18 protein-coding genes are annotated in these 20438 nt (G+C 67.2%); 16 read left to right on the top strand and 2 right to left on the bottom strand.

The window, feature by feature from the left end; genetic code table 11:
• The 4 genes from ACWDTI_RS09185 to ACWDTI_RS09170 all read left to right on the top strand — a co-directional run bounded on the left by ACWDTI_RS09185 (position 1) and on the right by ACWDTI_RS09170 (position 4881).
• Positions 1-588, top strand: coding sequence for a maleylpyruvate isomerase family mycothiol-dependent enzyme (locus ACWDTI_RS09185; RefSeq protein ID WP_449737762.1), 588 nt, complete (start codon positions 1-3; stop codon positions 586-588).
• Between the two features lie 18 nt (positions 589-606).
• Positions 607-2052, top strand: a complete 1446-nt coding sequence (locus ACWDTI_RS09180; protein WP_449737761.1) for a sigma 54-interacting transcriptional regulator — start codon at positions 607-609, stop codon at positions 2050-2052.
• Between the two features lie 36 nt (positions 2053-2088).
• A complete protein-coding gene (locus tag ACWDTI_RS09175) occupies positions 2089-4086 on the top strand; it encodes a VWA domain-containing protein (protein ID WP_449737760.1) in 1998 nt (665 codons plus the stop codon).
• A 156-nt stretch (positions 4087-4242) separates the two neighbouring features.
• Positions 4243-4881 carry a DUF1707 SHOCT-like domain-containing protein gene (locus ACWDTI_RS09170; protein WP_449737759.1) on the top strand — a complete coding sequence of 213 codons (639 nt, stop codon included), beginning with the start codon at positions 4243-4245 and terminating at the stop codon, positions 4879-4881.
• Positions 4882-4896: 15 nt separating this feature from the next.
• Here the strand turns inward: ACWDTI_RS09170 and ACWDTI_RS09165 are convergent, their stop codons facing one another.
• Entirely contained in the window at positions 4897-5841 is a 945-nt protein-coding gene (locus ACWDTI_RS09165; RefSeq protein WP_449737758.1) for an AEC family transporter, read from the bottom strand.
• Between the two features lie 127 nt (positions 5842-5968).
• On the opposite strand from ACWDTI_RS09165, the gene ACWDTI_RS09160 reads away from it, so the two are divergent.
• From ACWDTI_RS09160 to ACWDTI_RS09145, 4 genes are all read left to right on the top strand, one after another.
• Positions 5969-6937, top strand: coding sequence for a DUF4190 domain-containing protein (locus ACWDTI_RS09160; RefSeq protein WP_449737757.1), 969 nt, complete (start codon positions 5969-5971; stop codon positions 6935-6937).
• Between the two features lie 167 nt (positions 6938-7104).
• Positions 7105-7278, top strand: coding sequence for a 50S ribosomal protein L32 (rpmF, locus tag ACWDTI_RS09155; protein ID WP_160903017.1), 174 nt, complete (start codon positions 7105-7107; stop codon positions 7276-7278).
• Positions 7279-7354: 76 nt separating this feature from the next.
• Positions 7355-7987, top strand: a complete 633-nt coding sequence (locus tag ACWDTI_RS09150) for a trimeric intracellular cation channel family protein (RefSeq protein ID WP_449737756.1) — start codon at positions 7355-7357, stop codon at positions 7985-7987.
• Positions 7936-10332 carry a CocE/NonD family hydrolase gene (locus tag ACWDTI_RS09145; RefSeq protein ID WP_449737755.1) on the top strand — a complete coding sequence of 799 codons (2397 nt, stop codon included), beginning with the start codon at positions 7936-7938 and terminating at the stop codon, positions 10330-10332. Before ACWDTI_RS09150 ends, ACWDTI_RS09145 begins: the two co-directional genes overlap by 52 nt.
• 8 nt (positions 10333-10340) lie before the next feature.
• Here the strand turns inward: ACWDTI_RS09145 and ACWDTI_RS09140 are convergent, their stop codons facing one another.
• On the bottom strand, positions 10341-11114 hold the full coding sequence (locus ACWDTI_RS09140; protein ID WP_449737754.1) for an SDR family oxidoreductase: 774 nt from the start codon (positions 11112-11114) through the stop codon (positions 10341-10343).
• 159 nt (positions 11115-11273) lie between these two features.
• Here ACWDTI_RS09140 and ACWDTI_RS09135 point away from each other — a divergent pair, with 159 nt between their 5' ends.
• The 8 genes from ACWDTI_RS09135 (at position 11274) to ACWDTI_RS09100 (ending at position 20297) form a co-directional block, all read left to right on the top strand.
• Entirely contained in the window at positions 11274-12200 is a 927-nt protein-coding gene (locus tag ACWDTI_RS09135) for an AurF N-oxygenase family protein (protein ID WP_449737753.1), read from the top strand.
• Positions 12200-13774, top strand: a complete 1575-nt coding sequence (locus ACWDTI_RS09130; RefSeq protein ID WP_449737752.1) for a 4Fe-4S binding protein — start codon at positions 12200-12202, stop codon at positions 13772-13774. Before ACWDTI_RS09135 ends, ACWDTI_RS09130 begins: the two co-directional genes overlap by 1 nt.
• Positions 13775-13855: 81 nt before the next feature.
• The gene (locus tag ACWDTI_RS09125) at positions 13856-14542 is read left to right on the top strand and encodes a response regulator transcription factor (protein ID WP_449737751.1); all 687 of its coding nucleotides are present in this window, start codon (positions 13856-13858) and stop codon (positions 14540-14542) included.
• 110 nt (positions 14543-14652) lie between these two features.
• Positions 14653-16071, top strand: a complete 1419-nt coding sequence (locus tag ACWDTI_RS09120; RefSeq protein WP_449738040.1) for an ATP-binding protein — start codon at positions 14653-14655, stop codon at positions 16069-16071.
• 142 nt (positions 16072-16213) lie between these two features.
• Entirely contained in the window at positions 16214-17680 is a 1467-nt protein-coding gene (locus tag ACWDTI_RS09115; protein ID WP_449737750.1) for a S1C family serine protease, read from the top strand.
• A 43-nt stretch (positions 17681-17723) separates the two neighbouring features.
• Positions 17724-18317, top strand: coding sequence for a MogA/MoaB family molybdenum cofactor biosynthesis protein (locus ACWDTI_RS09110; protein WP_449737749.1), 594 nt, complete (start codon positions 17724-17726; stop codon positions 18315-18317).
• A gap of 615 nt (positions 18318-18932) precedes the next feature.
• Entirely contained in the window at positions 18933-19574 is a 642-nt protein-coding gene (locus tag ACWDTI_RS09105; protein ID WP_449737748.1) for an MspA family porin, read from the top strand.
• A 48-nt stretch (positions 19575-19622) separates the two neighbouring features.
• Positions 19623-20297, top strand: a complete 675-nt coding sequence (locus tag ACWDTI_RS09100; RefSeq protein WP_449737747.1) for an MspA family porin — start codon at positions 19623-19625, stop codon at positions 20295-20297.
• The last annotated feature ends 141 nt before the right edge of the window (positions 20298-20438 follow it).

Here is a 20438-nt window from a genome sequence, read left to right as displayed (position 1 = left end):
GTGTCGTCGTCGATCACCGGACTGGCGCCTGCCGAACGTCATCGTGCAGTCGCCGCCGGGTTCACCGAACAGGTTGCGGTGGTGAGCGATTGGGATGCGCCCACGCCGGTCGGACAGTGGGCTGCCCGCGACGTCGTCGCGCATCTCGTCGAGTGGTTTCCCGCGTTTCTCGCCGGCGGGGGAGTGATCCTGCCCGACGGGCCGTCCGTTGACGACGGCCCCGACGTCGCATGGCGAGCGCACTCCGACAGTGTTCAGGCGCTGCTCGACAGTCCCGCCGCCGACGACACCTTCCGTCACCCCATGGCAGGTGAACATCGGCTGGCCGACGCGATCGACCAGTTCTACACCGCCGACGTCTACATGCACACGTGGGATCTTGCGGTCTCCGCCGGCCGTCGGCCGGATCTGGATCCTGCATTCGCCACGCAACTTCTCGACGGCATGGCCGGCATCGAAGAATTGCTGCGGTCCTCGGGCCAGTACGGCCCCGCGATGCCCGTGCCCGATGACGCGGATCCGGTGACCCGCCTGGTGGGGTTCATCGGCCGCGACCCCGGGTGGCGGGCCGCAGCTCCCCGTGCGTGATCGGATCAGCGGAGTACCGTGGAGAAGGTGCCAGAGGAGAATTACGTCACCCCCACCTCGCAAACCACCGAAACCCGCCATCCGTCCGCGCGTACGCTCGGTGAGCTGCGCGCCAGCGGCCACATCCAGCGCAGCGTGCGCGACGAGATCCGCAACAACCTGCTCATCGCGCTCCGCGAGGGCCGCGATCCGTGGCCGGGCATCGTCGGCTTCGAGGCCACCGTCGTCCCACAACTCGAGCGGGCGCTGATCGCCGGACACGATGTGGTGATGCTCGGCGAACGCGGCCAGGGCAAGACCCGCATCCTGCGCACACTCGTCGGACTGCTCGACGAGTGGACGCCGGTCATCGCCGGGTCGGACCTGGGGGAACATCCCTACGAGCCGATCACCCCGGCGTCGATTCGCAAGGCCGCCAATCTGCTCGACGACCTGCCGATCGAATGGCGGCATCGGAGCCAGCGCTACAGCGAGAAGCTGGCGACGCCCGACACGTCGGTCGCCGACCTCGTCGGTGACATCGACCCGATGAAGGTCGCCGAGGGCCGCAGCCTCGGCGATCCCGAGACCATCCACTTCGGGCTGATCCCGCGAGCGCATCGCGGCATCGTCGCCATCAACGAACTGCCCGACCTCGCCGAGCGCATCCAGGTGTCGATGCTCAACGTGATGGAGGAGCGCGACATCCAGGTTCGCGGCTATACCTTGCGGCTCCCGCTCGACGTGCTGGTGATGGCCAGCGCGAACCCGGAGGACTACACCAACCGCGGCCGCATCATCACCCCGCTCAAGGACCGCTTCGGTGCGGAGATCCGCACCCACTACCCGATCGAACTCGACGACGAGATCGCGGTCATCGAGCAGGAGGCCGACCTCACCGCCACGGTGCCGACCTTCATCACCGAGATCCTCGCCCGGTTCACCCGTTATGCCCGCGATCATCCGTCCATCGACCAGCGCTCCGGTGTGTCTGCCCGATTCTCCATCGCCGGCGCGGAAACCGTTGCGGCCGCAGCACTGCACCGCGCCGCGGTGACCGGGGAGGACGTTGCCGTCGCCCGCGTCGTCGATCTCGAATCGGTGATCGAGGTGCTGCGCGGCAAGATCGAGTTCGAATCCGGTGAGGAGGGACGCGAACTCGAGATCCTGGAACACCTGATGCGAAAGTCGGTGGCCGACACCGTACGTGCACATCTGGGCGGCATCGACATGGCGCCACTGGTGACCGCGCTCGAGCAGGGTGAGCCGGTGGTCACCGGCGATCGGGTCACCGCGGCCGACTTCCTCGATTCCCTTCCGTCGCCGGAGACCACCGCCGAGGTGATCGACGAGATCTGCGAACGCCTCGACGCCGATATCGACGGAGAACGGGCCAGCGCAGTCGAATTGGCGTTGGAAGGGTTGTTCCTCGCCCGCCGGATCGGCAAGGAGGCCGACGAGTCCGGCCAGACGATGTACGGCTGACGGCCGTCCTGACCTCACTCCATCGGAGCTGAAATTATGGCGCACAAGAGTTTCCATCGCTCGCGATACCAGCGCTACACGGGTGGGCCGGATCCGCTCGCGCCCCCGGTCGACCTGCGTGAGGCGCTGAGCGAGATCGGCGACGACGTGATGGCCGGGGCGTCGCCGCAACGTGCCCTGCGCGAGTTCCTGCGTCGCGGAACGACGGACATGCGAGGCCTGGACAAGTTGCGCGAACAGATCAACCGGCGACGCCAGGAGTTGCTCAAGCAGCGCAATCTCGACGGCACCTTCGCCGAGATCCGGGAGCTGCTCGACCGTGCGGTTCTCGAGGAACGCAAGCAACTCGCCCGCGATCTGGACGACGATGCGCGGTTCGCGGAGATGCAGATCGGCAGTCTGCCCGCCTCGACTGCGCAGGCCGTCGAGGAACTCGCCGACTACAACTGGCGCAGCCCGCAGGCACGCGAGGACTACGAGAAGATCAAGGACCTCCTCGGCCGCGAACTGCTCGACCAGCGGTTCGCCGGTATGAAAGAAGCCCTCGAGGGTGCCAACGAACAAGACCGGCAACGCATCTCGGAGATGCTGGCCGACCTCAACCAGCTGCTCGACGCGCACAACCGAGGTGAGGACACCACCGAGCAATTCGACGAGTTCATGAACCGCCACGGCGACTTCTTTCCGGAAAACCCGCGCAACACCGAAGAACTCATCGACTCGCTGGCCCAAAGAGCTGCTGCCGCACAGCAGTTCTACAACTCGCTGACACCGGATCAGCGGGCCGAACTCGACCAGCTCGCCCAACAGGCATTCGGCTCACCGGACCTGATGAGTCAACTGGCACAGATGGATTCGGCACTGCGGCAAGCCCGTCCCGGCCTGGACTGGGACAACGCCCAGTCCTTCTCCGGCGATCAACCCATGGGACTCGGTGAGGGTGCCGCCGCGTTGCGGGACATCTCCGAGCTAGAGGCGCTGAGTGAGCAACTGTCGCAACAGTATGCGGGTGCCCAGATGGACGATATCGACCTCGATGCGCTCGCCCGGCAACTCGGCGATGAGGCGGCGGTCGATGCCCGCCGACTCGCCGAGTTGGAGAAGGCGCTGTCCGAACAGGGCTTCTTCGACCGCACCTCTGACGGCCAATTGCGGTTGAGCCCCAAGGCGATGCGGCAGTTGGGACAGACGATCTTCAAAGACATCGCCGAGCAGCTCTCCGGCCGCGGCGACCGGCAGACGCGCCGATCCGGCGCGCTGGGCGAGCCGACGGGTGCGTCGCGGGAGTGGGAGTTCGGCGACACCGATCCGTGGGATGTCACCCGGACGGTGTCGAACGCGGTGTTGCGCACCATTTCCGAGAGCCCGGAGCCGTCGAGGGCGGTGGGTCAGGTGGCCCGCGACGGGGTGCGCATCGACGTGCGCGACGTCGAGGTGGCCGAGACCGAGGCGCGCACCCAGGCGGCCGTGGTGCTGCTCGTCGACACCTCGTTCTCCATGGAGATGGAGGGCCGGTGGACACCGATGAAACGGACCGCCATCGCGCTCAATCACCTCATCTCGACGCGCTTTCGAAGCGATGAGCTCCACCTGATCGCGTTCGGGCGGTACGCGCGGTCGATCGACATCGCCGAATTGACCGGCCTGCAGCCGCGGATGGAGCAGGGTACAAACCTGCATCACGCGCTGTTGCTGGCGCAACGACACCTGCGCCGGTTCCCCAACGCCCAGCCGGTGGTCCTCGTCGTCACCGACGGCGAGCCGACCGCCCACCTCGACCCGAGTGGCGAACCGTTCTTCTTCTATCCGCCCCATCCGCAGACGATCGCCCTGACCGTGCGTGAACTCGATCATGTCGCGCGGTTCGGAGCGCAGGTCACCTTCTTCCGGTTGGGTGAGGACCCGGGGCTCGCGCACTTCATGGATCAGATCGCGCGGCGGATCGGCGGTCGGGTGGTCACACCCGACGTCGACGGCCTCGGCGCGGCCGTCGTCGGCGATTATCTGCGGTCGCGGCGGGGACGACGGCACTGAGAACGAATACAACTGTGGTGTGAGAGGTGTTCCGCGACAATAATTGTCGTGGCCAACCGCCGACGCCGCGGTTGTATTCGCAGACGTCACCTCAGGGTCAAGATCAGGGGTCCTCAGGGTGGTCTGTCGGGGTGCGCGGCCACTACCCTGGACGACGTGACATCCCCTGCCGAACTCCCGCAGCCCGACGATCGCCGATCCCGCCTCCGGGCGGCGGACGCCGATCGGGAGCTGGTTCACCAGATTCTCGCCGCTGCCATGGCGAACGGGAGTCTGTCGCCGGCCGAATACGAGGAACGTGCCGGCCGAGCGGTGGCGGCCAAGACCTTCGGTGATCTCGATGATCTGACCGACGACCTGCCGGTCGGACAGCTCGGTGTCCCGATCCCATTCGAGGGTGAGCCGACACCGAGCCGGGTCAGCACCGGATCGGGTCTGCGTCCGATCCGACATGCGTTCGCGTTCATGTCCGGCACCGAGATCGGCGGGCGGGCCGCGGTCGGCGAGTCGCTGACCGCCATCGCGCTGATGGGTGGCATCGAGATCGATCTCCGGCAGGTCGAGTTCACTGCGCCGCTGCTGACGATCAGGTGCACCTCGATCATGGGCGGCATCGACATCACCGTGCCTCCGGACGTCACCGTCGAATCCAACGGGCTCGCGATCATGGGCGGGTTCGGCGGACGTGCGGCCGGCGCGGGAGTGGCCGGCGCGCCGACGGTGCGGATCGTCGGATTCGCGCTCATGGGTGCGGTCGACGTCAAACGCAAAGAACGCGAACCCCCGGCGCAGTGAATCGCCGGCGCACCGTCACGCCAGCAGCAGGGCGACGACGGCGATTGCGGGGATCGACAGCAGGGTGGTGATCAGCGCCGTGTCTCGCGCCATGATCTGTGCGCGGCGATAGCGGGTCGCATAGACGAGCACGTTCTGCGCGGTCGGCAGGGTCGCGATCACCACCTGGGCGAACAACTGGTGTCCGGTCTCGCCGAAACCCCAGCGTGCGAGCACATAGACCAGTGCCGGCATTGCCAGGATCTTCAGCACGGTCGCGAGCGCGATGGCCCGCCGCGGTGCCTCACCCTTCTTGAAGACGGCGACGCCGGTCAACGACAGCCCGAAGGCAAGCAGTGCTCCCGGCACCGACGCATTGCCCAGCATCTTCAGCGGTTCCAGGATCGCCTCGGGTGGATGCCAGCCGACGGCCGAGATCACCAGGCCCAGCACTCCGCCGAGCACGATCGGATTGCTCACCGGCGCGATGACCACCTCGCGTACCCACGCCCGTGCCGAGGTCGGCCGGGCCGCGGGATCGGCGGTGAGGTCGAGTGCGACGAGCGCGATCGGGGAGAACACGAGGATCTGGAACAACAGAAGGGGAGCGATGAACGTCGCGTCGTGCAGCACGAAGATCGCGATCGGCAGCCCGAGGTTGACGCTGTTGACGTACGACGACGCCATGCCGCCGATGACCAGTTCCGGGACATCGTGGCGCAGCCACGCCCGGGCGATCGCCAGATAGACCGCGGCGATGAACAGAGCGCTGCCGCCGGCGATGATCAGTGTCGACGAGAAGATGACCGACAGGTCGGTCGTCACGAGCGACGCGAACAGCAAGGCCGGCGTGCAAACGAAGAAGACGAGGCGGGAGAGCACCTCGTGTGCGCCGTCGCCGAGCACGTGGGTCCGGCCCAACAGATATCCGACACCCACGACGATGAAGATGACGGTGAAGCCCGATATCACCCCAGACACCCGGACGAGTGTAGGCAGAGGCCGTGCGTGACGATGTCATGGGTCGACCGGACCACCTAGGCTGGACACGACATTGCGGACACCTCCTTACGTGCACCGGGCCGACAGCCCGGGAAAGGACTCACCGATGACGAATCCGACCGATCCCACTCCCGGCGATCCGGATACCCCGGACTCAGGACAACGGCCGGTCCCACCCGCCGAGCCGACTGCCCCATCGTCGGAGCAATCGGGCCAGGCGGGTTCCGCATACGGCGAAACGCGGGCATACGGAACGACGCCGCCCTATGGGTCGACACCGTCCTATGGGTCCGCGCCGTCTTATGGGTCGACGCCGGACTCCGGCTCCACACCCTCTTACGGCTCCACACCCTCTTACGGCTCCACGCCGTCTTACGGGTCGACGCCGGATAGCGGGACCCCACCGTCCTACGGGTCCACACCCGACGCCGGGTCGACCCCGACCTACGGCAGCACGCCCGGTTACGGCACGACGCCCGGTTACGGCGCCGCACCTGACTACGGCACCAACCCCTACGGTTCGTCCCCGAGCTACGGGTCACCCGCGAGCTATGGCTCGAACCCGGACTCCGGCGCGACCCCGACGTACGGCAGCACCCCCGGCTATGGCAGCGCCCCGGATTACGGCAGCACTCCCGGCTACGGCAGCACCCCGAACTACGGCACGCCCGACCAGGGCACCTCGCCCTACGGAACCCCGCCCGGATACGGTTCGTCGCCGTACGGCGCGGCCCCGCAATACGGAGCGGCCCCGCAGTACGGTGGCCAGGGATATGGCGCTCCCGGATACGGCGGCTACGTCTCCGGTCCGCCGCAACGCAACGGCAAGGCGCTCGGGTCGCTGATCTGCGGCATTCTCTCGTTCCTGGTCTGCCCCCTGGTGCTCAGCGTCGTGGCGATCGTCCTCGGCCGGTCGGCGCAGAGCGAGATCGCCATGTCGGGCGGAACACAGACCGGTGAAGGCATGGCGAAGGCCGGGTTCGTCCTCGGCATCGTCTCACTCGTGCTGTACGTGCTGATCTTCATCCTGATCTTGGCCACCGGCGGATTCCACATCAGCGCCGGCACCAGCTGAGGAGCCGTTTTGGAGCTTCGGGCATTCAGACGGTAGTCTTGGGAGGTTGTGTGCGCCGCCCGACAGGGCCCCGCGGCCGTCGAGGCCGGCGCACCGATCGGCGGGATCGTCCGGCACACGTGGCAGGCGAACCCCACAGACTCAGCACGTAGGAGAAGGGCTCAACCATGGCTGTACCGAAGCGCCGGATGTCGCGGGCCAACACCCGCAGCCGCCGTTCGCAGTGGAAGGCGGACAACCCGGCTTTGCAAGAGGTCAAGGTGAACGGTGTCGCACAGCGCATCCCCCGTCGCCTGGTGAAGGCCGCCAAGGCCGGCGTCATCGACCTCGACCGCCGCTAAACCGACGGTTTCACGACGACCGCCCCGGGATTCACCCGGGGCGGTCGTTGTGCTGTCGGTCTGACACGATGAGCGGGTGCTGCAGGAGATCCTGAACGACGCCGGTATCGCCGTGTTCGCCGCGTCGGGCGCCATGCTCGGCGTGCGCAAGGACTTCGACCTGTGGGGGATCGTCACGGTGGGAGCGCTCACCGGTGTCGGGGGCGGCATCCTGCGCGACGTCCTCCTCGGCATCACCCCGCCCACCTCGATCCAGAACTGGCAGCCGATCGTCGTCGCGACCGTCGCAAGTCTCCTCGTATTCGCGTTCCACCCGACCTTCACCGAACTGCGTCGCAGCATCCTGTTGCTCGACGCGGTCGGCATGGGCCTGTTCGCCGCCAGTGGCGCGGCCGTCGCGATCGATCACCACGTGAGTGCCTTCGCCGCCTCGCTCGTCGGACTGCTCACGGCCGTCGGCGGAGGCGTGATCCGCGACATCCTGGCCAACGAGGTTCCGCTGCTGCTGCAGCCGGCCGATCTCTACGCGGTGCCCGCACTGCTCGGTGCAACGGTGGTCGGACTCGGTGGAACCAACACCGACATCCCGCTCGCGGTCTGGCTGGTGACCGGATCGGTCCTGGCCACAGGCCTGCGCATCGTGGGTCTGCTGTTCGGGTGGCGGTTGCCCACCGCACCCCGTCGTCGGCGGGCCGACCCGACCCACTGAGCGCGAACCCCGGCAACTACCGATTTCGCCCCACAGAGCAACGGTGGTCGGCCTATGGTCAGCGCGTGGTGCGGATGTGGGGGCGGATCGCGGGAGTGGTGACGGCAGTTCTGCTGGTGGTCGTGTGCTGCCTGGCCGGGGAGGGACCGTCGGCAGCGGCGCCGCAGGTGGGTCGTGGCGCAGGCAGCGTCACACAGGCGTACCTGCTGGGCGCCACTCCCGGAGCGGCGGTGCGACTCACGGACGCGGCAGGCACGGTGGTGGGCGCTGGTCGGATCGATCGCCTGGGCTCGTTCCTCGTCCGCGACCTGACGCCCGGGACCGGCTACCGCTTCGACGTCGGCGGCCGGGCGGGTAATCGATTCGCGGTGCTCGACGGGCCCACGCCACCGCCCGCCGCACAGTATCGGCAGGTGTTGCAGCCGGGGCTGAACTACATCCGCATGCGCGACGGCCTCACGTTGGCCGCCGTCGTCCGGCTCCCGGTCGGAAAAACCATGTCCGACGGTCCCTTTCCGACCGTCGTCGAATACTCCGGGTATCAGACCGCGGCACCCGACGACTTCGCCCTCGGAGCCATCGCGTCGACCGCGCACCACCCCGACCCACTGGCCCCGTCGATCAGCACGATGTTCGGTGGAATCGTCGCGCCCACCGCGGGATTCGCGTCGGTCAACGTGCAGATGCGGGGGAGCGGTTGTTCCGGAGGTGCCTTCGACCTCTTCGACTACCCGACGATCTACGACGGGTACGACGTGATCGAGACCGTCGCCCGGCAATCCTGGGTCTCGCACCACCGGGTCGGCATGGTCGGGGTGTCGTTCTCGGGTATCTCCCAGATCTCCGTCGCGGGGACGCGGCCGCCGCACCTGGCCGCGATCGCTCCGATGAGCGCCACCGACGACCTGTACTCCACCGGCTTCCCCGGTGGGATCTTCAACAGCGGTTTCGCCAACTCGTGGCTGCAGGAACGGCAGAACGACGCGCGGCCCGCGCCCGGCGGCGGTCAGCCGTATGCGGCCGAACTGATCCGGCGGGGCGATCGGATGTGTGCCGCCAACCAGCGACTGCGCTTGCAGACACAGGACATGGCCCACCTGGTCGAGCAGAATCCGACGCGCACCCCGTCACTGTTCGACCACCGGTCCCCGGCCGAATGGGCTGCCCGGATCACCGTGCCCGTGTTTCTCTCGGGCGCGCTCCAGGACGAACAGACCGGCCCGCAATGGACCTCGATCATCGAACGCCTCCGCGGCAACCCGAACGTCTGGGTCAAGGCCGTCAACGGCGGCCACATCGACTCCGCCGACCCGCAGATCCTCGGGCCGTGGAATGAGTTCCTCAACATCTTTGTCGCACAACGGGTGCCGCCGGACAATCCGGCACTCGTCGCGCTCGCGCCCATCATCTACGGGTCAGCCACCGGAACTCCGGGCCAGCCCGTCGTCGCCTCTCGATTCGCCGGCGCACCCAGCCTCGCCGCAGCCCGCGCCGCCTTCGCCCGCGACCCGCGGGTGCAGGTCTTGTTCGACTCCGGCCGCGATCCGGCATCACCGATCCTCGGAAACCTCTCCGCACCATGGTCGTTGGGTTTCGGTGACTGGCCACCCGCGGCCACCGGCGTGGGCACACGATTCGCGCTGGACACCGGCGGTCGGCTGACGGCGCGTCCGGGAGCGTCGTCGACGGTGTCGTTCCGGCCCGATCCTGCCGCACGACCCGCCGGTACCCTCGACCACACCGCCTCCTCCCAACTGCCGTGGCAGGCGTTGCCGCCGTACAACTGGTCACCGATCCCGGGCGTCGCGGGCGTCGGATTCCTCAGTGCCCCAAGGGCGGTGGACACCGTGGTGGTCGGGCCGGGAAGTCTGGATCTGCGGCTGGCATCGTCGGCGGCGGACACCGACCTCCAGGCGACGGTCTCCGAGGTGCGACCGGACGGTCGGGAGACCTACGTGACGTCGGGCTACCTGCGGGCGTCGCTTCGGCGGGTGAATTCCGCTGCGACGCCACTGAACCCGTCCCGCAGCTGGCTGGCACCGCAACCGCTGCCCACGGGCTTCTCGACGGTGCGGATCGCGCTGAACCCGATCGGCTATGTCTTCCGTGCAGGTTCACGCATCCGCATCGCCATTACCGCCCCGGGCGGCGACCGACCGTCCTGGCGGTTCGCCACCCCGGTCACCGAGGGTCGGGTCGTCGACACCCTCGCGCTGGGCGGGGGCGGGTCGACCCTGAATCTTCCCGTCGTGCCGGGGGCCCGGGCCCCGATTCCGTTGGGGCCGTGCGACGGACTGCGCGGGCAACCGTGCCGCACCTACGTCCCGGCGTTCAACGGCGGGTGAGCCGGACCTCAACCCTGCGCGAGCAGCTTGTTGATCTGCCGGCTCGCGAAGTTGGGTGCGAACTTCGCGACGTTGGCCAGCACCGTGGTCTGCAGCCCCACCGAGTACGAGGTGCGGCGCAGACGACGGTCGTTGGTGCTCGGGTGCACCGACTCCCAGACCTTCTCCGCGATCTGTTCCGGCGTGATCCGCACACCCAGGGTGCGAGTGGTCTTGGCGCTGGTGTCGGCCAGTTTCGTCTTGGCCCACAGCGGCCAGATACCGACCACTCGGATGCCGTACGGTTCCCACTCCAACTCGAGCGCCTCGGTCAGGCCCGCCACATAGAACTTTGTCGCGCTGTAGGTCGCGATGTCCGGCTGACCGTAGATCGCCGACGCCGACGCGATGTTCACCAGGTGCGAGCCCGGGGTGGCCCGGAGATATTCGAACGCCGCCTGTGCGCCGAGGGTGACGCCGAGTGCATCGATCTCGATCTGACGACGGACCGCGTCGGGGGAGATCTCGTTGAGTGGACCGGCCACCAGGATGCCCGCGTTGTTGTCCAGAACGTCGAGCCGCCCGCCGGTGTGCGAGGTGAACTCGGCCAGCGCATCGGCCCACTGCTTGTCGTCGCGGACGTCGAGTTCGCCGACGATCCAGTCGGGGTGATTCGCCGTGACCTTGGACAGCGCGTCCCGGTCCACGTCGTAGACGCCGACGGTCCATCCCTCCCGCGCGAAACGTTCCGCGGTGGCCAACCCGATACCTGCCGCGCCGCCCGAGATGAAGATCGATGACATGTGGCTCTCCTGCCTCTGACCAGCTCAAACAATGGTGCCGAGCCGAACTTACCGGCCAGTATAGTTCTGACCCCGTTTACTCCGTCAACCACCGATGTTATCGTGACAACACGCATTGTCATAACAGTGCTCATTGTCATGAATTGGAGGGTGTGGCCGATGACTGCAGCGATGGAACGGACACTGGACAACGTCGTCAGCATGCGGGACGAGGGACCCAACGAGGTCTCGGAACGGCTGCTCGCGTCGGCGGCGCGACTGTCGCGCAACGCGATGACGGAGATCGACTGGTCGGCGCCGATGGACCCGACCAAGTACGGATGCAGCCCGGAATGGTCGTCGTTGTACGGCACCGACTACTGGGACGAACTCACCGAAGAGCAGCGGATCTCGGTGACCCGCCACGAGTTCGCGTCGATCATGAACATCGGCATCTGGTTCGAGATGATCCTGCAGGAGATGGTCATCCGCGACCAGTATCTCGGCGAGTATCACAGCCCGGAATTCCAGTTCGCGCTCACCGAGATCGCCGACGAATGCCGGCATTCGATCATGTTCGCCAAGGCATCGGAGAAGATGGTCGGCACGTCGTACAAGCCGACGAAGAAGGTGGGCCGACTCGGCAAGCTGTTCAAGCGCACCGCCAAGAACGAGGTAGCCTACGCCGGCATCTTGGTCGCCGAGGAGGTGCTCGACGTCTTCCAGCGTGGCTGTATGCGCGACGACCGGGTCCTCCCGTTCATCCGCACCGTCAACGAGATCCACGTCCTCGAGGAATCGCGGCACATGAAGTTCGCCCGCGAAGAGGTGCGCGAGTCGATGGACGGTGTGGGCTGGCCGCGACGCCAGTTCAGTGCGCTCTCCGTCGCGCTGGGCGCCTACTTCATCGTGACGAGTCTGGTGCAGCGCAAGGCTTTCGAGGACGCCGGCCTTGACGCCGATCGAGCTGTCGCGGAGATGAGGTCCAACTCGCATTTCCATTCGATGATCCGCAGCAGCTGTGCCCACCTGATGGAGTTCCTCGACGAGGTCGGCCTGCTGACCCGTCCGGCGATGCACTACTACCGGAAAGCACACATGCTCTGATGTTTGTCATCACCCAATCCTGTTGCAGCGACGCGGCATGCGTGTCGGTGTGCCCGGTCAACTGCATCCATCCGACACCGGAGGAACGCGGGTTCGGCAGTTCCGACATCCTGCACATCGACCCGGAGGCGTGTATCGACTGCGGTGCGTGCGCAGATGCCTGCCCGGTGGACGCCATCTACCCCGCCGACAAACTCGGTACCCGCGACAAGGTCTTCATCGAGATCAACGCCGACTACTACAAGCAGAACGCCGACATCACGTCCGGGTGGGATCAGGTGACGTACCCGGCGATACCGAAACTTCCTGCGGGACTGCGGGTTGCGCTGGTCGGCACGGGGCCGTCCGGCGGATATGCACTGCGCACGATTCTCGATCGCACCGACGCGCAGGTGACGGTGATCGACAAACTGCCGACGCCGGGCGGCCTCGTGCGCGCCGGTGTGGCGCCGGATCATCCGGGCACCAAGGGCGTGTTGCGCGGATTCGACCTGCTGTATCGGGACCCTCGCGTGACGATGGCGACCAACGTCGAGATCGGATCCGCGCCCGGTCAGGTCACACCGGCCGAACTGGCCGAGCATTTCGATGCCGTGTTCTATGCGGTGGGTGCGAGTGAGTCACGGCGACTGGGCATTCCGGGTGAGGATCTCCCCGGCTCGACGTCGGCGACCGACCTCGTCGCCTGGTACAACGCGGTGCCCGGCAGGGCGGCGCCGCCGATCCCGGCCGACGGGACCGGCCGTGCGGTGATCATCGGCACCGGCAACGTCGCGCTCGACGTCGCGCGAATCCTGGTGTCACCACCGGAGTTGTTGGCCACCACCGACATCGCTGACCGTGCCCTGCGCATCCTGGAGCAGCAGGACATCCACGAGGTGGTGATCCTCGGGCGTCGCGATCAGGCCGCGGCCGCCTACACCGCCGCGGAATACCGTGCACTGTCGACGATTCCGGGTGTCGAGGTAGTGGTGCACGACGACCCGGGCGCCAAGCTGCCCCAAGTGAGCGAGCCGGCAGACCCGAACAACCGGCGCATCGTGTTCCTGTTCCACTCTGCGCCAATCGAAATCGCCGGTGACGATCGGGTGGAGGGGGTGACCGTCCAGACCGACGAGCATCGCCACACCGTCGCCGCGGATCTCGTGGTGCGGTCGATCGGCTACCGGTCGACGCCCATCGACGGCCTGCCCTTCGATCACGAACGCGGTGTCTTCCCCAACGCCGAGGGCCGCATGCTCGACGCCGACGGTGAGATCGTGCCGGGGGCCTACGTGTTGGGCTGGGCCAAGCGCGGTCCGAGCGGCGGGATCGGGACCAACAAGGTGTGTGCCGAGGTGACCGTGGAGGAGTTCATCGACGATGCCGCGCACGGGCGGCTGACACGCACCGCGCGCGAAGCCAAGGAGTTCACGTCGTTGCTGCGCAAGCGGACCAGGCATGTCATCGGATACCGGGGAATGCGGGCTATCGACGTCAGCGAGCGCAGGCGAGGTTCGGTGGAGGGTCGTCCGCGCGTCAAGTACACCGAGGTTGCGGAGATGGTCGGTGCGGCGGGGTGGCGTAAGCGCTGAGCAACCGGTGAATCGATCCAAGATGCTCGGATTGCCGTGTTGCTCAGCGCACTCTCAGTCGAAGTGGCTAAAAATGTACGCATGCGCATCCTTGTGGTCGACGACGATCGGGCGGTACGGGAGTCGCTGCGCCGGTCGTTGACCTTCAACGGGTACACCGTCGACACCGCGGCCGACGGCCTGGAGGCACTGGAGAAGATCGTCGCCGACCGTCCCGATCTCGCGATCCTCGACGTCATGATGCCGCGGCTCGACGGGCTCGAGGTGTGCCGACGTCTCCGGTCGGCAGGCGACGACCTGCCGATCCTCGTGCTCACCGCCCGCGACTCGGTGTCCGAACGGGTTTCCGGACTCGACGCCGGCGCCGACGATTACCTGCCCAAGCCGTTCGCCCTCGAGGAACTCCTCGCGCGCCTGCGCGCGCTGCTGCGTCGCGCCACGCCCGACGACGCGGGCGATTCCGAGGCGCTGGCGTTCGCGGACCTCACGCTGGACCCGGTCACCCGTGACGTCGCGCGTGGCGAACGCGCGATCAGTCTGACCCGCACCGAGTTCGCGCTGCTCGAGATGTTGATGGCGAACCCGCGTCGGGTGCTCTCGCGCAGTCGCATCCTCGAAGAGGTGTGGGGCTACGACTTCCCGACCTCAGGCAATGCGCTCGAGGTGTACGTCGGCTACCTGCGTCGCAAGACCGAGGCCGACGGCGAGCCGCGACTCATCCACACGGTGCGCGGCGTCGGCTACGTGCTGCGGGAGACACCGCCGTAGTGACGGCCGGGAACGGGACGGGGCCGTTCGCTGCGCAGCCCGCACCGACACCGTCCGCGGCCGGCTCGTGGGCGCACCGGCTGCGGCGCAAGCGAGACGAGCTCACCGAGATGCGTCCGCCGATACCCCTGACGCGGGCGGTGTCGCTGAAGACCCGCGTCACCATCCTGTCGGCGACGGTGGTGCTCGTCTCGGTCAGCCTGATGGCCGCGGCCGCGTACTTCGTCGTCTACCGGGCGATGTACAACGAGGTCGACTCCCAGCTCGAGAGCCGCGCCGACGGGATGACCGCGCTCGCCAAATCCGGCCTCCTCAACGAGCGTCCCGAATCACTGGTCACCGGAACGGTGTTCTCCACCAACATCTCCCTGGCCCTCGTCCGCCCCGACGGCCGTACCTATCTCATCGGGTCGGTGCCTTTCGAAGACGTCGAACGGCAGGTCGCCCGGTCCACCAACCCGCCCGGCGGACAGAACCAGAGCCTGCGCACCGTCCACAACCAGCGTGTCCTCGCCCGCAAACTAGACGACGGCAACACCCTCGTGCTGGCCCAGAGCCTGTTACACACCGATCGGGTGCTCAAGCGGCTGGCGTGGGTGCTGCTCGTCGTCGGCGGCGGGGGAGTGGCGCTGGCCGCGCTCGCCGGCACCACTGTCGCCCGAGCCGGTCTGCGTCCGGTCGCACGACTCACGCGTGCCGCCGAAAGGGTTGCGCGCACACAGGATCTGACGCCCATCCCGGTCAGCGGCAACGACGAACTCGCCCGTCTCACCGAAAGCTTCAACACGATGCTGCGGGCGCTGGCGTCCTCGCGCGATCAGCAGGCGAGGCTGGTCGCCGACGCCGGGCACGAGTTGCGCACGCCGCTGACGTCCTTGCGCACCAACCTCGAACTGCTGATCGCCTCGAGCGCGCCCGGCGCACCCGCGATGCCCGCCCAGGACATGATCGAACTCCGCTCGGATGTGATGGCCCAGATCGAGGAGCTGTCCACCCTGGTCGGCGATCTCGTCGACCTCGCCCGCGAGGACGCGCCGGCCGTGGTGCACGAGGAGGTGGATCTCGCCGAGGTGGTCACCACCGCACTCGAGCGGGTCCGGCGGCGGCGCAGCGACGTCGACTTCCAGGTCTCACTCGAGCCCTGGTACGTGTTCGGCGAAGACCACGGTCTGTCACGTGCGGTCCTCAACCTGCTCGACAACGCGGCCAAGTGGAGTCCCCGTGGACGTCCGGTCGAGGTGACGCTGCGGCAAATCGACACCGCCGTCGCCGAACTGACCGTCGCCGATGCCGGACCGGGCATCCCGGAGGAAGATCGCGAACTGGTGTTTGAACGCTTCTACCGGTCGACGCAGTCGCGATCGATGCCCGGTTCGGGCCTGGGATTGGCGATCGTGCGACAGGTTGTCACCCGCCACGGGGGAACCGTTTGGGCCGAGCAGTCCCACCTCGGTGGGGCACTCATCCGCATGACCCTGCCGGGACGTCCGACGCCGCAGGAACCATCCCCGCAGGTTGTTCGTCAATAGGGTGCATGACTTCGGCTTCGGTGGCCGCTCCCGGCGCCGGATCCAATAGTGTGATGTTCGGGAATCGACTGGGGCGCTCGCCCAGGTCGTGCGTGTGGGGACGATCGTCTCGCGGACGGTCGACGAGAGCGAGGAAGACGATATGACGAGTGGTGGTTCGCAGGGTGGGCCGGACCCATACGGCCCCAACCCGGGACCCGGTCCGTACGGTCCCGCCGGATACGGCGGCGGGTACGGCACTCCACCCGGCCCCAACCCTGCTCCGGTGGGTGCCCCGGGGTCGTCGGATGCCAGCACCTACGGCAGCCACGCCGCCCCGACACAGCGCCTCGGTGACACATACACCGGCGGCCAGGCGAGTCCCTATCAGCAGTCGGGCGCCTACAGCGGTGCCCCCGGCACCGGGCAGTTCCCGTCGCAGCCCTATGGCATGGCATCGGGCGGCACCCCGACCACGCCGGGCATGACGCCGTACGGAGCCCCGGAGCAAGCTCCGAAGCCCAAGCGATCCGGTGGTGCTAAGACCATGCTCGCCGTGGGCGCCGTCGCTCTGGCCCTGGTCGCCGGTGGCATCGGCGGGGTCATCGGCGCGAACATCTCCGACAACGACTCGTCGGCAGCTCACAGCGGTCCGCTCGGCGGCGACCCGAACGCGGGGTCGAACGCCGCGGTCCCGGCTCCCGAAGGATCGGTGCAGCAGGTCGCCGCCGACGTCCTGCCGTCTGTGGTGTCCATCGATGTACGGTCCGGCAACTCCGAGGGCGAGGGCTCGGGCGTCATCCTGTCCGCCGACGGCGTCGTGCTCACCAACAACCACGTGGTGTCGGCGGGCGGGAGTCAGCCGGCCAGCCAGGTGGTGGTGAACTTCCACGACGGCACCCGGGCCCCGGCACGTGTGCTCGGCGCCGATCCGATCTCCGACATCGCTGTCATCAAGGTTGATCGGTCGGATCTGAAGCCCATCACGGTGGGCACCTCCAAGAATCTGGCCGTCGGGCAGGACGTCATCGCGATCGGCGCACCCCTCGGACTTGAGGGCACGGTCACGACGGGCATCATCAGTTCCCTCAACCGCCCGGTGTCGACCTCCGGTGAAGGCGGCGGCACGACGTCGGTGATCGACGCCATCCAGACCGATGCGGCGATCAACCCGGGTAATTCGGGTGGTGCGCTCGTCAACGCCAAGGGTGCGCTCATCGGTATCAACACCGCGATCGCCAGCCTCGGCGGGTCCGACGACCAGCAGACCGGCAGCATCGGCCTGGGATTCGCGATCCCCATCGACCAGGCGATGCGCGTCGCCAAGGAACTACAGGAGACCGGCAAGGCCACCCAGGCCGGCCTCGGTGTCTCGGTGCGCCCCAACACCAGCACGGATCAGCCGGGCGCATACATCTCGAGCGTGACGGCGGGTGGTCCCGCCGACAAGGCAGGCATCCCCAAGGACGCGGTGATCACCAAGGTCGACGACCGAAACATCGCGAGTGGGGATGCCCTGGTGGCCGCGATCCGGTCGCACGCGCCCGGTGACACAGTGAAGATCACCTACGTCTCCAACGGACAGACCAAGACCGTGTCCGTCACCTTGGAGACCTTGCAGACCAACTGAGAACGTGCACGTCACCCCGCGAGGGGCCGAAGGAAGGCTGAGCATGAACGACTCCGGATCGACCGCCATCGACCCCGACGACGTGGTGGCCGCCGACGCCGCCGCCCGCGAGTTCGTCGCCCGGCACTATGACGACGAGGCCCGCACCGCGGCCGGCGTGCCCGAGATCGGGCGGGCACTGGTGGTCGTCGTCGACGACCGCGCCGCGCACGGCGAGGACCAGCGCCTCCTCGGGCCGCTCGTCGGCGAGCTGTTGGCCGAAGGTGGCTTCCACGTCGACGCCACCGTGACGGTGTCCGGCGACGAGGTCGAGATCCGCAATGCGCTCAACACCGCGGTGATCGGCGGCGTCGACCTGGTGGTGTCGGTGGGCGGAGTCGGTGTCGGGGCGCGTGACGTCACCCCCGAGGCCACCGAACCGCTGCTCGATCGTCGCCTGCGTGGCATCGAAGAGGCGGTGCGCAGTTCGGGTCTGGCCGCCGGCGCCACCGACGGTGGATTGTCCCGTGGTCTTGCGGGAATCTCCGGACAAACCCTCGTCGTGAACCTGGCGAACTCGCGCGCAGCCGTGCGTGACGGCATGGCCACGGTCGCGCCGTTGGCCAAGCACGTCATCGAGGCGATCAGCGAGTTCTGACCGCATTGGTCCATCCTGTGAATGACGAGCCGGACGAGCAGTCGGAACCGGCACCTACCAGCGGTTCCGGCGGCACGCCAGGTATCGATCCTGCATGGAAGAGGAAACGAAGGGTCGATGACGTCTTCGGCGACGACCTTCCTGAGGTAACCTCCGACGAGAGTGATGAAGGTCACACTGGTTTGCCGAGGAGTTGGTATGACGTGAATCGCCCCCCGCACTATGAGTGATCTTGCGTGTTCTGACATGCCGGAAGCAGCGTGTTTTCCTCCCGTTAACGTAAATCCGACTGTCTATCGCAAATGTGCGGTTTAAGATCCGTGGTGTCCCGGTTGGGACACGGTCGATTCCATCTGTTGCCCAGCGAGATATCGCTCCGATAACGTTCCGGATCGACGACGATTTCGGTGCTCGACAGGGGACCGAGAGGGAGTTCTGCGCACAGCCTGAGAACATCACGGCAGTGCGCAGGGGTTTGCGGAAGATTTCTTCCAGCTGACCGGGGCCGACGGGGTGTTCGGTTGCGGTGCGGGGGTCCGCAGCCCAAAGGGTCGACTCGTGAACACGTGGTTGTGTGGCACGAGAGGAACAACCGAATCCTGTGAGAGGGAACGAATGAGCAAGTTCAGCAAGCGTGGGCAGCGCCGTGTTGCCGGTGCCGCCGCTGTGGGCGCAGTCGCGGCCATCGGCCTGGCGAGCATGGGGGCCGGCAACGCCGCGGCAGCGCCATTGGCGAATGGGTATAAGGAGTCCACCGGCATCTCCGGTGAAAAGGTGCAGGTCTGGCGGACCGGCGAGGCCTACTCGATCGGTCAGTCGCTCGCCAACAACCCGTCGGAGCGCGCTGGGTCCGTCAGCGGCACCTACCGGGCCCAGCTGAGCAAGGGTCTCAACGGCAAGATCATCCTCAACTACATCATCGGTTGCCAGGTGGACATCAGCGGAATCTCGCTCGGCCTCGGCGGAAGCTTGAGCTTGAGCAGTGGTGGCGTGAGTGGTTCGCTATCGGTCCCGCTGCAGCCGGGTCAGGTTCGTGAGGTCACGGATGTCTTCGACAAGGACATCAAGGACGGCGGTAGCGCCACCCTGCAGGGCGGCACCGGTCTGGTCGCCTCCGGTTGCGGTGGGTACGCATCGGCTCGGTCGGTGATCAAGGTCGTGGCCGGGAACGGTTACAACACCGACGACGGCACCGCTAACGGTTCGGGCACCTACATGCAGACCACGCTGTACGGCCAGCCTTTCAGCCTCGGATAACCCTGCCACCCACCTGAGACTCTCAGACTCGATTCCCGAAGGAACAACATGAAGAAGATCAACGCACGTTTGGCCGCAGCGGCGGGCGCCGCTGGTGCCGTCGTGATTGGCCTGAGCAGCCTGGGCGCGGGCGGAGCTGCCGCCGGACCGCTACCGAATGCCAGCAACACCAAGACGTTGGCCGACGGCACGCCGGTCACCATCAGCATCCTGAACCAGTCCTACAGCGTCCAGCGTCAGGTCACCAACGTCCAGACCAGCCGAAACGTCTGGGTGTCCGGCAAGGTGAAGGCTGTCGTCGGCGGCAAAGCCACTGGTGGGGCCATCAAGGCCGGCTATCAGTTCGGTTGCCAGGTGACCTTCGGTGCCAGTGCCGGTACCGGCGGTGGACTGTCGGTCGCGCCGCCAGCCGGCGCCGGTGGCCAATTCACTGCGACTCCCGACGCAAACGCTACCGCCGGCGTCACCCTCGGCCCGGGATCGTCGCAAGTCGTCTGGATCATCAACACCACGTCGGGCAGCAACACCGCGTACGACAGCTACAACGTGAACAATTACACGTTCAAGGGCAACGTCGGCGGCGTGGCCTACTCGCAGGAGGCCGTGAAGGTTGACGGTTGCGCGGGATACGCAGAGGCCCGCGCCATCGCGCAGGTCACCGTCGACACCGATTCGGTGAAGGGCGTCGTCTCGATCGCCGGGCCGAAGTTCAGCCTCGGCTGATCTCGCCCGACCACCACAACTGAACAAACCCGCTGGGCGGGATCGGACCTCGACCGCCAAGAGGACGACCACCCCGACGGAGAGCAGCCACCACGACCGCACCACGGCGAACACGATCACCCCGGCGATCGGCATCAGGAT

The organism is Gordonia sp. NPDC003424, from assembly GCF_053588655.1.
This window is presented reverse-complemented; position numbering and strand designations above follow the sequence as displayed.

Excerpts from the sequence above, each read along its gene's own strand:
- ACWDTI_RS09175 (WP_449737760.1), top strand. The coding sequence starts at position 2,089 with ATGGCGCACAAGAGTTTCCATCGCTCGCGATACCAGCGCTACACGGGT.
- ACWDTI_RS09160 (WP_449737757.1), top strand. The coding sequence starts at position 5,969 with ATGACGAATCCGACCGATCCCACTCCCGGCGATCCGGATACCCCGGAC.
- rpmF (WP_160903017.1), top strand. The coding sequence starts at position 7,105 with ATGGCTGTACCGAAGCGCCGGATGTCGCGGGCCAACACCCGCAGCCGC.
- ACWDTI_RS09140 (WP_449737754.1), bottom strand. The coding sequence starts at position 11,114 with ATGTCATCGATCTTCATCTCGGGCGGCGCGGCAGGTATCGGGTTGGCC.
- ACWDTI_RS09135 (WP_449737753.1), top strand. The coding sequence starts at position 11,274 with ATGACTGCAGCGATGGAACGGACACTGGACAACGTCGTCAGCATGCGG.
- ACWDTI_RS09130 (WP_449737752.1), top strand. The coding sequence starts at position 12,200 with ATGTTTGTCATCACCCAATCCTGTTGCAGCGACGCGGCATGCGTGTCG.
- ACWDTI_RS09125 (WP_449737751.1), top strand. The coding sequence starts at position 13,856 with ATGCGCATCCTTGTGGTCGACGACGATCGGGCGGTACGGGAGTCGCTG.
- ACWDTI_RS09120 (WP_449738040.1), top strand. The coding sequence starts at position 14,653 with ATGCGTCCGCCGATACCCCTGACGCGGGCGGTGTCGCTGAAGACCCGC.
- ACWDTI_RS09115 (WP_449737750.1), top strand. The coding sequence starts at position 16,214 with ATGACGAGTGGTGGTTCGCAGGGTGGGCCGGACCCATACGGCCCCAAC.
- ACWDTI_RS09110 (WP_449737749.1), top strand. The coding sequence starts at position 17,724 with ATGAACGACTCCGGATCGACCGCCATCGACCCCGACGACGTGGTGGCC.
- ACWDTI_RS09105 (WP_449737748.1), top strand. The coding sequence starts at position 18,933 with ATGAGCAAGTTCAGCAAGCGTGGGCAGCGCCGTGTTGCCGGTGCCGCC.
- ACWDTI_RS09100 (WP_449737747.1), top strand. The coding sequence starts at position 19,623 with ATGAAGAAGATCAACGCACGTTTGGCCGCAGCGGCGGGCGCCGCTGGT.